Here is a 15278-nt window from a genome sequence, read left to right as displayed (position 1 = left end):
GAAGTGATAGACAAAAAGTCTATCACTCAAAATAATAGCATGCAGATTAAGGATTAACAGATTCCCCGTCACCATTCTTTTCAATTTCAAGCATATTTTTGTCGTACATTTTAAAGAATGGTAAATAAATAAGGAACGATATTGCTATATTTATAAAAACTAATACAATCGCACGCCAATCTCCACCTGTTGCTAAATAAGCACCAATTGGAGCAGGTAATGTCCATGGCGGCATAATATGCGTTGGTGTTACAAATCCCATCGCTGTTGCAGCATAAGCTATAGTAGCTGTTACTAACGGTGTAATGACGAAAGGAATAATTAAAATTGGATTTAATACAATCGGCAAACCGAATATAACCGGTTCATTTATATTAAAAATCCCCGGAACAATACACGTTCTCGATAATGCTTTCGAATATTTTGATCGACCAAATACGATCATAGCTAACACAAGCCCTAACGTTGCGCCCGAACCACCAATCCAAATAAACCATTGATAAAACGGTTCTGGTGCAATAAACGGAAAATGACTCGCTCCACTTGCTACAGCTTCACCGTTCTTTCCTAAATACACATCCCAAAGCGGCCTTGCCACAGTACCTACAACTGATACTCCGTGTATCCCGAAAGACCAGAAAAACGTAATTAAAAATACAGGTATAATAACGCCAAAGTAACTATCACCAGCTTTTACTAACGGTGCGGCTAGTTTATCTACAACGTAATGTAAATCAACTTTAAAAACGACTGTAATAAGACTCATAATAATAATAACGAATGCTGCAGGTATAAGTGCTTCAAATGAACGTGATACTGACGGTGGTACTTGTTCTGGCATTTTTATCGTTACGTTATTCTTCTTACAAAATCTTAAAATCTCAACTGATAAAATAGAGACAATCATCGTCACAAATAATCCATGACCTCCGAGGTTTGTCATTGGAAGCATAAATCCTTTTTTATCAATTAACTCAGGCGTTAATGTTAAAAGTAGTGAACATACCGCAAGCTGTGCTCCTGATAAAGCATCTAATTTATAACTTTTCGCTAAATTATATCCTATTCCAAATGCTATATATAAGGACATAATAAACATAGTTAAACGATATGGTATTAATATACTTGTTTGATTCTTTAATGCCCAAACCGATATGAAACTATCTTTCGGCAGTGGTGGAAATGCTACTATTAAAAAGAAGCTTCCTACTATAATAAATGGTAACGCCGAAATAACTCCATCACGGATTGCTTGTAGATGCCTCTGCTCAGAAAGCCTTGCCATCGGGCCAGATAAGTTTTTATCAAGAAACGTGACAAACTTATTCATAACGCTTCCCCCTAACTGATTAATTCATTTACAGTTTTTAATAAAGTCGGGCCTCCAAGCGGCGTGTATGCTTGCGGTGGAATGATGCCACACGGAATAGATTCCTCCTCTGCAAATTTTTTTACAGAGTCAAATCGGTGTCTTATTTGAGGTGCCACCATTACGACATCCCAGCCATTCTTTACTTCTTCCTCTACCTCATTCGTTCCAATTGCATGCACTTCCATGTTCAAACCATTTTTCTCCGCTTCTTTTTTTAAAGCGTTTACAACAATTGCACTGGACATTCCTCCAGAACAGACAAACAAAACCTTCATTTATTAATCCTCCTATACTTATAATTTATTACCCTTCAAATGAAAGGAAGTTTCACTTTACTAACAAGCATATGAAGTAGTAAATGAATTTAGTTATAATGAAAGTAAATTTCATTAAAAATATTTTTCCTATTAAATTAATGTTTCAATGTGTAATTTTCTCTATTGCAAGGCCAACCTCACCTCAGATATTATTTTAAATAATCATATGATAGGGAGGCGTATAAATGATCGTTAAACGTTTATTAATGATATGTTGTATCGTCATCTTGTTCATCCCTTTCTCTTTCATTTCCCCTCACTCTACTTATGCTGAAGTAAATACTACGTACAAAAAACATGAATTACGTGCTGTATGGATCGCATCAGTTCTGAATATTGATTGGCCCACAAAAACTGGCTTACCTATTGAAAAGCAGAAACAAGAATTTATAAGATTATTAGACGATGTAAAAAGCACTGGTATGAATGCAGTTGTTGTACAAATTAAACCAACAGCTGATGCTTTCTATCCCTCAAATTACGGCCCTTGGTCTGAATACATTACGGGTACACAAGGAAAAGACCCCGGATACGATCCACTTGCATTTATGATTGAAGAAGCACACAAAAGAAATATAGAATTCCACGCATGGATTAATCCATACCGAATAACGATGAATCACACTGATATAAATCGATTATCAAATAATCACCCTGCAAGGCAACACCCCAATTGGGTTGTACCTTATGGCGGAAAGTTATATTACAATCCCGGTATTCCAGAAGTGAAAAAATTTATAACAGAAGGTGCTTTAGAAATCGTACAAAATTACGATATTGATGCGCTGCATATGGATGATTATTTTTACCCATATAAAGTAGCCGGTGAAGAATTTCCAGATCAGAAAACATACGAAACATATAATAACGGTAAATTTACAAATATAGAAGATTGGCGACGTAACAATGTAAATGAACTTGTAAAAGATTTAAATACTGCTATAAAACAAGAAAAATCATACGTAAAGTTTGGCATTAGTCCGTTCGGTGTATGGCGAAATATAGCTGACGATCCGACTGGCTCTAACACAACCGCAGGCCAAAGAAACTATGATGACCTTTATGCTGACACACGTGAGTGGATACAAAAAGGATATATTGACTACATTACACCGCAAATATATTGGAATATAGGTTTCACCCCAGCTGCATATGACATATTAGTAGATTGGTGGGTTAAAGAAACAAATAACAAACCGATTCACCTATACATCGGTCAAGCGGCCTATAAAATTAATAATAACTCCGTCTCTGCTTGGTCTGATCCAGAAGAATATCCAAGACAAATTACATTAAACCGGCTATATCCTGAAATAAAAGGTAGTATGCATTTTAGCTTAAAAGATATTAATAACAATCCACTTGGAGTTAAAGATAGACTCTCAAAAGACATATATATACATCCTGCATTAATCCCGCCTATGCCTTGGATTGATCATGATCCACCAAAACAACCGACATTAAAAGGTGCCATTCCAAGAAATGAAGGTATTGCAATCGGTATCATTGATAATAGAGATAATGATTCTGCTTATTACGCTATTTACCGCGCGAATGGGCAAAATGAAGTGGATATACAAAATCCTAAAAATTTACTTACTACTGTAAGAAAAACAAAACTTGGAGAAATTTATGTAGATAAAACCGTTATTTCTGGAGAAATGTATACGTATGTCGTAACTGCAGTTGATCGATTGCATAATGAAAGTGTGGCTTCTAGTCATACTACCGTTAGAGCAAAATAAAATCTCATAACAAAAAGCGCCTTAAAGCTGTGATACTTAGCTTTTAAGGCGCTTTTTGTTATTTATTCTTAAACTTCTCAGTCGCTGCTCTCATCTTCACATTTAAATCATGATCAATTGAGTCGCGAATATCTCGCTCTACTACTTCCATTTCTTTTTTGAAATTTTCCAAGTAGATTTTCAATTCTTCTTCCTTCTCTGGTCTTTGTGAAGGTGGTAATTGTACTACCAACGATAACATGGCCGTTAAATCTTTCATTAAGAACGTTTCAAGTTTATGTTGTTGTTCAAACATGCGTTGCTCTTGATAGTACGGAAGTGCATTTAATACTGAAATTGTAATATCATCAACCGTTCTTTGTAATGAAGGATTTATTGAGCGTTTATACGCTTGAATTGTATTTAATGCGTCTGGATAACGGTCATAAAAATACAATTTATAAAATGATAAGTCTGTCGGTTTTACAGTTTGCTGCGTTTCTTGTCTTAAGAAATCTTTCACTTTCATCGCAGCCACATCGATATCTTCACTTGTAAGCTTTTTCGTAGTTTTTGCCATTACATGCACTTTTTTCTGCTTTTCTTTCGGTAACATCGAGAAGACTTGTTCTCTCGTACGTTGACCTGATGCACAGAATAGAGTATTTAGTATATTTTGTTCTTTCTTTCCTTCGGTGCGAATCCAGCGATAAAACAGTGGGTGTTGTGTAAATTCTTGTAGAAACGGTATTGATTTGTTTGATAACTTATCTAAAGAATCTTGCGCTTTTTTATATGGCTTCGTCCATGAAAAATACAGTTTCCGTCCGAAATATACGACTAAAACAACGACAGTAAATGCTATTAAAAGCAATGTACCGAGTAGTAATAGTACTGTTTGAATGAAACTCATTTGTTCACCTCCTCTAATAATCCGTTATTTCCTTGGACGCTGAATGAGTTTCTGCTTCATCTCATCATTAAATGTGTCTAGTTCAATAACAAACTTCTTACTTGACTCAATAATACGTTCTGACGATTTTTCAGATGCCTCAATTGCAGCGAACACATTTTGGAATGATTCGCGTAATTTATCCATGCTAATAGCAGGATTCTCAAGCAATTTCGTCGTTTCTTCTGTATTTTGTTTTAACGCTTGAGAATTACTTAACACCATCGATTCAATTGCTTCATTCGTCGCATTTACGGCATCAATTGTTTTACGTTGATTCGTTAATGCTAGCTGAATAGCAGCTGAAACTGTTACAACGTTTTGCGTCATCGTAATCGCATTACGTATTGCCTCTGTTAATTTTTCATTGTTTTTCTTAATGATGTCTACAGAAGCTATAGATTGTAATAATACACTTTTCGCTTGCTGCATATTACGTGTACGTACAAGTATCTTTTCTAATGCATCGTTAATTAACGGAATATCCCTTTGACGCTCTGGGTTTTGTTTTTCAGCTTCAAGCATGCCAGCAAGCTTTTTCCCTAAGTATACTTGTTTATCAAGAGCATGAATTTTATCGTGCGATTGTTCTTTTAACATTTCAAGACCAACTGTATCCTCTTGTAGGTTATCACGACCAATTAGGAGGGATCTAATAATTTCCTCGATTTGTTTATCTATAGATTGGTATTTATGCACGTATGTTTCAAGTGGATTTTTCTTGAATACTTTAAACATTATTTTCTTCATACCACTTGCTTTAAGTGAATTGGGATCAAGCTCTGATACCACTTTTCGTAATTCTAACAATGTATTTGGAATTTCTTCATTTTTCCCATTCATCATCGCTGTTACAGGGCGTTTTAAAGCTGATAACGTTTGTCCTGCTGCTTGTTGCTCTTTATCCCCTAAATCTCCTAGCTGAGACAATACTTTTGATAAATCTGTATTTTGCTCGCTATTTAACTTTTGTACATAAAGATCAGCTTCTTTATTTAGTTCCTCTAATTCTGCATCTTTTATAACTGTATCAACTACTACTTCTACATTATTATCTTTCACAATGGATACAGGTTCTTTTTTCTCGAGTTCAGTCAACAAAATCGCTCCTTTATTTATATGTGCGAATTCATATGCACTATATTTCATCAATTATATCGTATTTCATATACATTCTGCCTGCTTGAAATCGATTTTTTAGAAATGTCTGTTTATGCAGTCATTCCCTGTTTCTTACTATAAGTATACCTGTAATCAACATAATTTTCCTCAGACTTAAGACCTAGAGAACTACATGCTGAAGGCGGATTCTTCATATATTTCCTAAATAATTTACGTTCTTTCAATCGTGCTACACTCAATCTTTTGACATTCACCCTTTTTCAATGTGATAATTCTATTACGCTCACTTTTATTTATTTTTGCGAGCTACAAATGCTCCCTTTTGAAACGCTAATAACACCGTTTCAAACGTATCATCTTCTTCAATCATTTTTATAAACTCACCTAATTCACTCGCATGAGAAGTTGCATTATCAACAACAAGAAAACCTTTTGGTTGTAACATACGTTTTATATGCTCAAACCACCACATGTATTGCGTACGCTCTGAATCTAGGAAAATAAAATCAAATGAATGATTTAATTGCGAATCTAAAAATGCCCCGGCTTCTTGATTATGAATATCGATTCTTTGTAACAGGTTTGCCTTTTCAAAATTGACAAGTGCCTCTCCAACTCGTTCTGAAGAAAGCTCTACAGTCGTTACATTTCCATTCGTTTCTTCTACCGCATTAGCTAACCACAATGTAGAATAACCATTAGAAGTTCCAATTTCTAAGATGTTTTTTGCATTACACCCTTTTACTAAAATTGATAAAAATTGCCCCATCTCACGAGAAACATTCCGTAATTTTTCTTCCCTTGTTTTTTTATTTCGATCATGCTCTTCTCCATATTGTTCAAGTTGCAATAATAATGAATCTACTGTATCCATTCTTTTCATCGCCTTTCCAAGCAATATGATGAAAAAGCTCTTGCTGCCCGTCTACTTTTTATTATATGCGAAACAAAAACCTTTTTCCTGTTATATGACAAAGATTTATAATTTTTTATAGCATATTGTTTCGTTTTTTGGTAAAGTTAATTTCTACGTGCAATTATTCCATTCATATTATTTCATATTAAAATTGCAGTTATTAAATTATATAAACCCCATTTAAATGAATCGGTATTTCAAATTCAATTAAGCGCCCTTTTCGGACGCATTTTCTTTGTTTATATATTTCCAGAAGAAAGGATGCTTACAAATGAACGTGATTAGCTTAGATGCTGCTCGAAAACGAAAGCAGCATAAAAAATTAATGATTACTATACCGATTATTACACGTATTTATGAAGAAGACGGGGAAATTAAATTTGAGGTAGCTGGCGAAAAAGATGTACCTCTTGAAATGTTAGAAAAATAATAAAAAACGCATTTCTGAAGAAATGCGCTTTTTTATATTTTTACATTTAAATGCATAAGTTTTTCAGGATTAACCATCATATAAATATTTGAAATTTTCTCATCCTCAAATGCAAACGAAAGAACATACGTTACTTTATTATTTATTGTAACTATAACTCCTGGCATACCATTTACCATTTTGAAATCAACAGTGTACTCTTCTGTCAATCGTTGTGCAATCCCAAAGAACAAGCGCATAATTCGATCCGCAGAATAAATCGGATTAATCGCAGTCGTAACTTTACCACCACCATCAGCTTTGAGTATAGCATCTGTTTTTAATACTTCTAACATACCTTCCTCATCCCCACACTGTAATGATGATACAAACTTTTCAACATAAGAAGCCATTTTCTCCGTGCTTAATTTTGATTGCTTCGGTTTCTCCAAAATGCTTTTTCGTGCACGTTGAAAGATCTTCCTGCAGTTCACACTACTCTTATCAACAATTGAAGCTATTTCTTCGTATTCATAACTGAAAACCTCTCTTAATATGAAAACAATCCTTTCTACCTCAGATAGTTGTTGTAAAAGTAATAAATATGCGGTGGAAAGGGATTCTTTCATTATAAATGACTTTGATGGCTCATCACTCTCTTCTACAAGTGGCTCTGGTAACCACATCCCTACATACACGTTACGTTTATGCGCTACCGATCGTAATTTATCAATTGAACGATTTGTCGCCATCTTACATAAATATGCTTTCATATTTTCTATAGATTGAGGATCTTCTATATTATTTAGCGAGATAAATAATATAGAAGATCCTCAGCATCCATAACGCTCCCAAGAATTCTGTATGCTAACGAAAATAATAATGGTTGATACGCTTCATATAACTGCTCCGTTTCCATGATGAACTACCTCACTTTCATATTGCTTTAAAATGTGTAACGCTGCACGTTTCCCGCTTGCTACCGCAGCATCAGCTAATATTTCATCATGCCCTGCCCAATCTCCTGCAACATAAATACCTGGCATTTCAGGTATATTTGGGCCCGGTTTTTCAACACGGTCAATATGAGGAAAATCATGTACTACTGTTATTTTCGGTAAATATTGCTGTGCAACAACTTCTCTTTTCCAATTTGGATGTAACAACTCCATCGTACTTTCCAACTGTTCTTTATCTTCATGAATATGATTCATCGCTAGCACAGGATTATGGTACTTAATTAGACTCACTGCAATTGATCCATCTTCACTTAATTTAGCTGCTCTCGATTGATTTGTGAAAAATATAGGTTGATCTAATCCTAATACAAATTGATGTGTAGGATTGGGTAATTGTCTCAAGCCAATATCTAATGCAGCAACAGTAACCGGTACCGATTGTTCACTCCACCTATGCAAACTTGTTCCTTCTGCACCTTTTATTATTTTACAAGCTTCTTTCGGCGGAGTCGTCACGATGACTGTACCTACTTCAAAAACCTCATCATCAACACAATGTATTCTTTGTTTATCTTCGTAATGCTCTATTTCCAAAACATGCTTTTTAGCCAAAAATTGCACGCCAGCATCGTTCGCTATAGCTCTTAATTTTGTTATTATCGTTTCCCAACCACCATCTACATAAAGCACTCCTTCTTTTATAGAAAGCTGTATTTGCTTTAGTACAGATGATGCTAATTGTATTGTAGGAGCAAACGTATATGTTGTCGTCCGGCATAGCGCATAAAAGATATTGCGAACCATTGGATCTTTTATTTCATTTTCTGCCCATGTAGTTAGACTCATTTTTGGAATTTCTCCTACATCTAAATTTCCTAAACGAATCATAAGACGTGAGAATTGTACTTTTGCAGACCACGAAAGTAGTGGTGTTGATAAAATTGAGCGAAAATCTGTTGGGATGGTGAATATATCCCCTTTCCATATTCCATGTGCTTTTGTAGATGGTATTCCACCTGGAAGATTCATACCGAGCTCATTAAAAGTTATAAACGCTGCCCCGCCTCTATATAAAGCATGTGCACCAAGATTCATGCAGATTCCATTTTTATTTATAGTCATCCCTCGGCCACCGAATTGACTCGACTTTTCTAATACAATCACTTTCCTTCCAGCTTTCGCTAAATATATAGATGCTGTTAATCCAGCAAGCCCACCGCCAACAATTGCTATATCAAATGTATTCATAATAAAATCCCTCCTTATCGTTCTACATACAAGACGAACGATTAAGGAGGGATGTGACATAAAAATAAATTTTTATTATCCTACTTTATTTCATTACTTTTTAATTCGGTCATATTGCATACGAAATAACTCAATTGCAAATGGAATATCCTCTTCACTCTTTATATAATAACTGATCCATCCTGATTCAGGTAATACGTGATGTGGTTTTACCAATCCCTGCTTCACTAATTCATCTCGCTTTAACTTCGGAAATGGTAAATCAGCTAATTTATCACCATGAAGATGGCCAAGTTCTTTCTTGCCATAATTTATTTCAATACCACCAAATCGATGCGTTTTTTCAGAAACACCCGCCCAGCTGAGTACTTCATTTCTAATCATTTCACTAAATGACATGAACATTCACTCCTTATAAATGATTGATGTAATTTTAAGTTAACATTTTCATTACTTTTTTCCATCAATCCAAAGTATGAATGGGAATACGAATATAGTTTAATCTTAATACCTTATTCTTTATGGAATAAGTGAATTTATTAAGTTATCGACAACAGCACAAAACAAAGACTAGACACATATCCTAATTTTGTAACCTAACTTACCTATAGAAAGGCGGGTAATACAATTGACTGCCAACATCGACTATACCTCCCCCTCAACTAATTTTACTTATGATGTAAATAAAAGTAATTTTTTTCAGAAAGATGCCCAAAATTATATAAATGTACTTGGCATTAAACAATTAAATACTTTAGAAAATACTTCTTTATTAGATATTTATTTAAGTACAGGAAATGTTGTAGAACCACATATTCATCAAAATGCAGCTGAACTTGTTTATTGTATTTCAGGGTCTGCTGTTGTTTCTTTACTTAATCCATTTACGAATCAAATATTAAACTTACCGATAAAACCGGGGCAAGTTGCCAACATTCCACAAGCGTGGTGGCATTATGAAATTGCTACAGCAGATAATACTCATTTATTAGCTATTTTCAATGCCCCAGCGCCAGAAGTTATTTTCGGTTCTGACATTTTAAGATTAACTCCGGCTCATATGATGGCCCATACTTACTGCCTCAATGAACAACAATGGAAACAAGCGATTTCTCCTATTCAATCAACTACTGTAATTGGTCCTCCGGCAAACTGCAATCAAAACCGTGAAATGAAAAATTATCCAATCCACCCCCTTACTCAACAGCCTAATCCCTATCGCCAAGATTCTTATTACTTTCCTCTGTACTGGGGTTATTAATTTGTAAATTTTCAAAATAATCATCATTTATCTCCTAGGAAAATACCGAGGAGATTTTTTATTGTATCTTCTCTTCCTATTAATAATAGTAACAATTGATAGTATACATACATATAATACTTATATATTAAATTGGAGGTGATAGTACTATGAGTAATTATAACTATCGAAAAAACTACTCTTATAATAAAAATAGTAGCTCTTCAGCATCCTCTCAATCTTCCAATTCCCAATCTTCCAATTCCCAATCGCAAAGAGACTTAACTCAGCAAGGCTATGTAAAGAAAAAAGGATGTAACTGTAATAAAAATAAATAGTTTATTTTATGGATGAATTCTTTTGTAAAAGAATTCATCTTTTTTTGCTGACCGGAATTTTTTTATGTTACATAACTTATTCCTTAAATAGGAAAGGATAAATTATACTTTTTATACGAACTTAACAAAGAGTGATTATTCAATTGATTTATTACCTATTCCCCCAAAAAATATAGTCCTTCCTAAATTTAGGAAGGACTATATACAAACCTCTGTTTAATTTCCTACTAAACGTTGTAACAAATTAAACGATATTAATACCTGCACTTACAAATCCAGCAACTGCAGCTATTGGACTTGCTGCTGTTAATGAAACATATAACAGTATTTTATCCCCAGCCGCTACTGGAATAGCTTCAGCTATGATTCCTGATGCTGTAGAACCAATCGCTATTGCGGCAAATGCTGGTGTTAATAATAGAGGTGCGCCTTGTACTGTAAACGTATTGCTTGCTGCAGGTGCAGTTAATATTTGTATCTGCACTTGAACTGGTGATAGTGGAGCTAATGCAGCTGTTGCACTAAAGAAACCTGCTAATGACGTAATAGTTCCTGCGCGCGGTGCTACAAATGCATAATCACCTACACCTAATGCTAATGTGATACTTGTTCCACCAGTTAAAGCTACACCAGGCTGACTAAATCCAAATCCAAGAAGAGTTCCTGTATTAGCTATTAACGCGTTAACTAACGCAGATGGAGTTGTACCTGAAGCAAATGGAATAATAGCTCCGCCACCAGTTGCACCTGTTGCTCCTGTTAAACCTGTTGCTCCTGTTGGGCCTGTTGCTCCTGTTGCTCCTGTTGCTCCTGTTGCTCCTGTTGGACCTGTTGGACCTGTTGGACCTGTTGCTCCTGTTAAGCCTGTTGGACCTGTTGCTCCTGTTAAGCCTGTTGCTCCTGTTAAGCCTGTTGCTCCTGTTAAGCCTGTTGCTCCTGTTGGACCTGTTGGGCCTGTTGGACCTGTTGCACCAGTTGCTCCTGTTAAGCCTGTTGCTCCTGTTGCTCCTGTTGCTCCCGTTGGACCTGTTGCTCCACCTCCAGGACCTGTTGGGCCTGTTGGACCTGTTACTCCACCTCCAGGACCTGTTGGACCTGTTGGGCCTGTTGGACCTGTTGCACCTGGAGTAGCATTGATTAATTGAATTAATAAATTAAAAAGAACTTGTAAAGTTGCAGGATCGACATTTGAGTCGCAGGATACAGGGATAAGATCTAAAGCGAAGAAGAATTGTGCAAGTGCGCTATAAAATTGTTGCAATAATGTTGACAATTGACCTAAATTAGGAGCTGGAGATTGTAATAAAACTAAAATACTTTGAGTTAATTGTTTCAAAAAATTAACTTCTGGGGAAGGTAATAAGGAATTTAAGAAAATTAAAAATTGATTAAACAAATTGAATAACGCTACTCTGTTTGCATCACTTGGATTTGCAAAAAATGCTGAAATAGCTGATACTAATGAGTTTAGTAAAGTAATTAATTGACTTAATTGTTCCCTAGTAATAGGAACTGACTGTGGATTTTTACAACAATCTGGAGTGAAAACAATCGGATTATTGCAGTTGTTATGACCAAAACAATTATTACTTGTCATTTATGTCCTCCTTACTTGTTTTATATTTGAGTTTTTCCTATTATAAGGATCATAAAGTTGTAAAAGAGTATGTGTTATACATTGACTTAAAATAGGAAACATGAAATATAATTAAACTTGCAAACGCTATTTAATTATGTTCATGACTCACATATTAATTATATGTTTTTAATAATTGACTGCTTAGATTAAATACCTAAACTTAAGAGTTTATTTTATTTTTCCACGTTTATCTCTTAGGTTCAAATACACATATTAATTTGAATATACTCAACAATTAACGGTGCCATTTTTTACATATAAATTCACATTATTTCTTTACTAAAATTGTGGTCTCTTTTTAAACATGAAGCCGTTTGTATCATAGAGAACTCTCATATAATATATTGAAAAATTCATTCTATATTTTATTCCAATACACAATGAAAAGGATTGAAAGTAAATTTCCTATCATTCAACCATTTATAACATCTAGAAATTGAATGTACCTTCACTTAATTTTAACTATTTAAATATGAAACAAAAAGGACAGATTCCTTTTCATTAAGGATCTGTCCTTTTAATTAATAATGATAAATTGTAATATAATTGAAGATCCTTGCGATGGTGGTTGCGTATCCAATAAAGTTAATTTACCAGTACTCACTTCATATAATGGTTGTGGCTGCAGTATTCCGTTAACAAACAAATTAATATAAGAAACTTCACTAGGAGACAAAATATTTGTTGTACCATATTGAGGTATCCCGTCAGTATCTGTATATATAAGTTTCTCTCCATCTGCAAAAGTGTAATATAACAAATTGGTTGTTGTTATAGGGCCAATACCCCCAGTAGGACCTGTTGCTCCAGTTACTCCCGTTGGTCCTGTTATTCCAGTTGGTCCCGTTATTCCGATTGGTCCCGTTTCTCCGGTTAGCCCGGTTACTCCGGTCAGTCCCGTTATTCCCGTTGAACCTGTTATTCCGGTCGGTCCCGTTTCTCCGGTTGCTCCCGTTATTCCGATCGGTCCCGTTTCTCCGGTTGCTCCCGTTATTCCGATCGGTCCCGTTATTCCGGTCGATCCCGTTTCTCCGGTTGCTCCCGTTATTCCGGTCGATCCCGTTTCTCCGGTTGCTCCCGTTATTCCGGTCGGTCCCGTTATTCCGGTCGGTCCCGTTATTCCGGTCGGTCCCGTTTCTCCGGTTGCTCCCGTTATTCCGGTCGGACCTGTTTCTCCTGTTGGAATATAAATTGGTGGAAGAATGGGAAATGTAGGTCCAATATTTTCTGGCCCTATCATCCCCTTATTCAATGATAAATTGTCATTGCGTTTCAATTTAATACCTCATTCCACATGTTTTTTAATTCATACACATCATTATGATCCTATTATTAAAGAATGACTTTATAACTATTCTCTTTTTCTTCCCAAAGAATTATTACATATATTAAACATTTTACCGTTGCTATAACCGCTTTAATTAATATAATAAATAAATCATTCTATTTAAAAAGTACTAAATCTATAACATTCTTATTTAAAAAGATGAGGTGATTTATATTCAAGATAATAATGAAATTAGAAAAAAAGAAATAATGTCAATGGCCCTTGACATTATTTTCCCTTACAGGCTTACTGGGCCTACCGGAAGTACTGGACCTACCGGAAGTACTGGGCCTACCGGAAGTACTGGTTTAATCGTTACAACAAACTCTATGTTCGCTAATAATACATTAGGTGGTCCCATCTCTGTGATATTAGGTGGCACTAATATTCCTCTTTCTAATAACCAAAGCCTCGGTAATTTTACAGTTAACGCCTCAAACGATATATTTACAATTCCTGTAACTGGAAGATATCATTTAACCTATCAAGTTAATACGACAACCTCTCTACTTTCTGGAACAAGACTACTATTAAACGCTTCTACGCCAATTCCTGGCTCTATTTTTTCTCCCGCGTTATCAACTTCAAATTATAGTAATAATTTAATTACTAATTTAAATGCTGGTAATACAATTTCACTACAATTATTTGGTATATTATCCGTCGTGAATTTAGTTGGAGGCGGATCAACAGGTGCCTCTCTTACAATTATACGAATTGATTAAAAAATGATTCATTCTTTTTTATAATAAAAAATCTAAATACTCACTTAGTAAATGTTACTATAGTGATTAAGTAATAAAAACAAATTATACTATATCCATAGTAGAAAACATCTATACTAAATTTTCCGTATATATATTATCAATTTACACTTCCCCCAAGTCGATGTTACATTAAAGATGAAGATTGTTTCTCCTTTACAGACCATCTCAATATGTATTTGAGAAACATCTCCAATCCTATACGCGAGAGCAATACTATATTGACACTCAATTGAGTGTCTTTTTTTATTCAAAAAAATAAAACCATCTCTTATAGATGGTTTTAACAATACACATTTACTTTTACTCTTTATATTATTGCCAGCTTATAAAGCTGGATAATAAATAGTCATACTTAACCGAGTTAATGTTCTTCCTGAATTAGTATAAGTATGCGGTCTATCCGCCTTAAAGCGAATTGAGTCTCCATTATTTAACGTATATTGACAATCATTTATATCAATTTTCAATTCCCCTTCAAATACCGTTATAAATTCCTCAGTACCCTCTTTATGTGCTTCTGAACTTAAATTCCCTTCTGTTTCAATTTCAACCGTATAGATTTCGAAGTTTCTATCATCTTGGAAAGGAAATGAGGGATACACTTTATATCTCCCATTGTCTTCAGACAATGCTTGAACATCATTTCGTAAAATCACTTTCGTATCAGGCTGTGGATTATTAATTAAAGAGGTAAAGGATACTTTCAAACCATTAGCAATTTTCCATATTGTTGTTAGTGTCGGGCTTGAATCTCCTCTTTCAATTTGTCCAATCATCGTTTTACTTACACCTGTTAATTGAGAGACCTTTTCTAAACTTAATTTTTCTTTTTCACGTATTGATTTTAAATTTTTTGCCAGAATAAGTTGAATTTCTTCCATAAAAAACACTCCTACATTGTATACAATATAACGTCCGTTATGTATAATAAAAAGCACACGTTATATT

16 protein-coding genes are annotated in these 15278 nt (G+C 34.7%); 4 read left to right on the top strand and 12 right to left on the bottom strand.

Annotated features, from left to right (window positions below; translation table 11 throughout):
- Positions 1–46 precede the first annotated feature (46 nt).
- Complete coding sequence (locus BCG9842_RS11450; RefSeq protein ID WP_001032289.1) at positions 47–1330, bottom strand: PTS sugar transporter subunit IIC; 1284 nt, start codon at positions 1328–1330, stop codon at positions 47–49.
- Positions 1331–1341: 11 nt separating this feature from the next.
- Positions 1342–1647, bottom strand: a complete 306-nt coding sequence (locus BCG9842_RS11445) for a PTS sugar transporter subunit IIB (protein ID WP_000865903.1) — start codon at positions 1645–1647, stop codon at positions 1342–1344.
- Between the two features lie 227 nt (positions 1648–1874).
- Between BCG9842_RS11445 and BCG9842_RS11440 the strand changes: the two genes are divergently transcribed.
- On the top strand, positions 1875–3434 hold the full coding sequence (locus tag BCG9842_RS11440; RefSeq protein ID WP_000636025.1) for a glycoside hydrolase family 10 protein: 1560 nt from the start codon (positions 1875–1877) through the stop codon (positions 3432–3434).
- A gap of 58 nt (positions 3435–3492) precedes the next feature.
- Here BCG9842_RS11440 and BCG9842_RS11435 read toward each other — a convergent pair whose 3' ends face one another.
- The 3 genes from BCG9842_RS11435 to BCG9842_RS11425 form a co-directional block, all read right to left on the bottom strand.
- Positions 3493–4326: a DUF3974 domain-containing protein gene (locus BCG9842_RS11435; protein WP_000008362.1), complete on the bottom strand. Its 834-nt coding sequence runs from the start codon at positions 4324–4326 to the stop codon at positions 3493–3495.
- Positions 4327–4350: 24 nt separating this feature from the next.
- On the bottom strand, positions 4351–5463 hold the full coding sequence (locus tag BCG9842_RS11430) for a toxic anion resistance protein (RefSeq protein WP_000137396.1): 1113 nt from the start codon (positions 5461–5463) through the stop codon (positions 4351–4353).
- Between the two features lie 313 nt (positions 5464–5776).
- Entirely contained in the window at positions 5777–6370 is a 594-nt protein-coding gene (locus BCG9842_RS11425; RefSeq protein ID WP_002082794.1) for an O-methyltransferase, read from the bottom strand.
- Positions 6371–6674: 304 nt separating this feature from the next.
- Here BCG9842_RS11425 and BCG9842_RS31300 point away from each other — a divergent pair, with 304 nt between their 5' ends.
- Positions 6675–6833 carry a hypothetical protein gene (locus BCG9842_RS31300; RefSeq protein ID WP_001100984.1) on the top strand — a complete coding sequence of 53 codons (159 nt, stop codon included), beginning with the start codon at positions 6675–6677 and terminating at the stop codon, positions 6831–6833.
- A gap of 32 nt (positions 6834–6865) precedes the next feature.
- Here the strand turns inward: BCG9842_RS31300 and BCG9842_RS11415 are convergent, their stop codons facing one another.
- The 4 genes from BCG9842_RS11415 to BCG9842_RS11405 form a co-directional block, all read right to left on the bottom strand.
- Positions 6866–7636, bottom strand: a complete 771-nt coding sequence (locus BCG9842_RS11415; RefSeq protein WP_396132098.1) for a sigma-70 family RNA polymerase sigma factor — start codon at positions 7634–7636, stop codon at positions 6866–6868.
- Positions 7618–7731, bottom strand: coding sequence for a sigma factor (locus BCG9842_RS32020; RefSeq protein WP_015945776.1), 114 nt, complete (start codon positions 7729–7731; stop codon positions 7618–7620). The genes BCG9842_RS11415 and BCG9842_RS32020 overlap by 19 nt, the downstream gene beginning before the upstream one ends.
- Positions 7709–9019 carry a phytoene desaturase family protein gene (locus BCG9842_RS11410; RefSeq protein ID WP_001091191.1) on the bottom strand — a complete coding sequence of 437 codons (1311 nt, stop codon included), beginning with the start codon at positions 9017–9019 and terminating at the stop codon, positions 7709–7711. Before BCG9842_RS11410 ends, BCG9842_RS32020 begins: the two co-directional genes overlap by 23 nt.
- A gap of 93 nt (positions 9020–9112) precedes the next feature.
- Entirely contained in the window at positions 9113–9418 is a 306-nt protein-coding gene (locus BCG9842_RS11405) for a luciferase domain-containing protein (protein WP_000010327.1), read from the bottom strand.
- A 229-nt stretch (positions 9419–9647) separates the two neighbouring features.
- On the opposite strand from BCG9842_RS11405, the gene BCG9842_RS11400 reads away from it, so the two are divergent.
- Positions 9648–10280 (top strand): cupin domain-containing protein, encoded by a 633-nt coding sequence (locus BCG9842_RS11400; RefSeq protein ID WP_000126310.1) that lies wholly within the window; start codon positions 9648–9650, stop codon positions 10278–10280.
- A gap of 561 nt (positions 10281–10841) precedes the next feature.
- Here BCG9842_RS11400 and BCG9842_RS11395 read toward each other — a convergent pair.
- Positions 10842–12194: an exosporium glycoprotein BclB-related protein gene (locus tag BCG9842_RS11395; protein ID WP_000203330.1), complete on the bottom strand. Its 1353-nt coding sequence runs from the start codon at positions 12192–12194 to the stop codon at positions 10842–10844.
- A 559-nt stretch (positions 12195–12753) separates the two neighbouring features.
- Positions 12754–13512 (bottom strand): DUF4183 domain-containing protein, encoded by a 759-nt coding sequence (locus tag BCG9842_RS11390; RefSeq protein ID WP_000827729.1) that lies wholly within the window; start codon positions 13510–13512, stop codon positions 12754–12756.
- A 215-nt stretch (positions 13513–13727) separates the two neighbouring features.
- Between BCG9842_RS11390 and BCG9842_RS11385 the strand changes: the two genes are divergently transcribed.
- Positions 13728–14288, top strand: a complete 561-nt coding sequence (locus BCG9842_RS11385) for a BclA C-terminal domain-containing protein (RefSeq protein WP_041488121.1) — start codon at positions 13728–13730, stop codon at positions 14286–14288.
- Positions 14289–14653: 365 nt separating this feature from the next.
- On the opposite strand, the gene BCG9842_RS11380 is transcribed toward BCG9842_RS11385, so the two are convergent.
- On the bottom strand, positions 14654–15211 hold the full coding sequence (locus BCG9842_RS11380; RefSeq protein WP_000391292.1) for a helix-turn-helix domain-containing protein: 558 nt from the start codon (positions 15209–15211) through the stop codon (positions 14654–14656).
- Positions 15212–15278: the final 67 nt, after the last annotated feature.

This window comes from Bacillus cereus G9842, assembly GCF_000021305.1.
Taxonomy (GTDB): Bacteria; Bacillota; Bacilli; order Bacillales; family Bacillaceae_G; genus Bacillus_A; species Bacillus_A thuringiensis_S.
The sequence above is the reverse complement of the archived record's forward strand: the minus strand, read 5'-3'. Positions and strand labels throughout refer to the sequence as shown.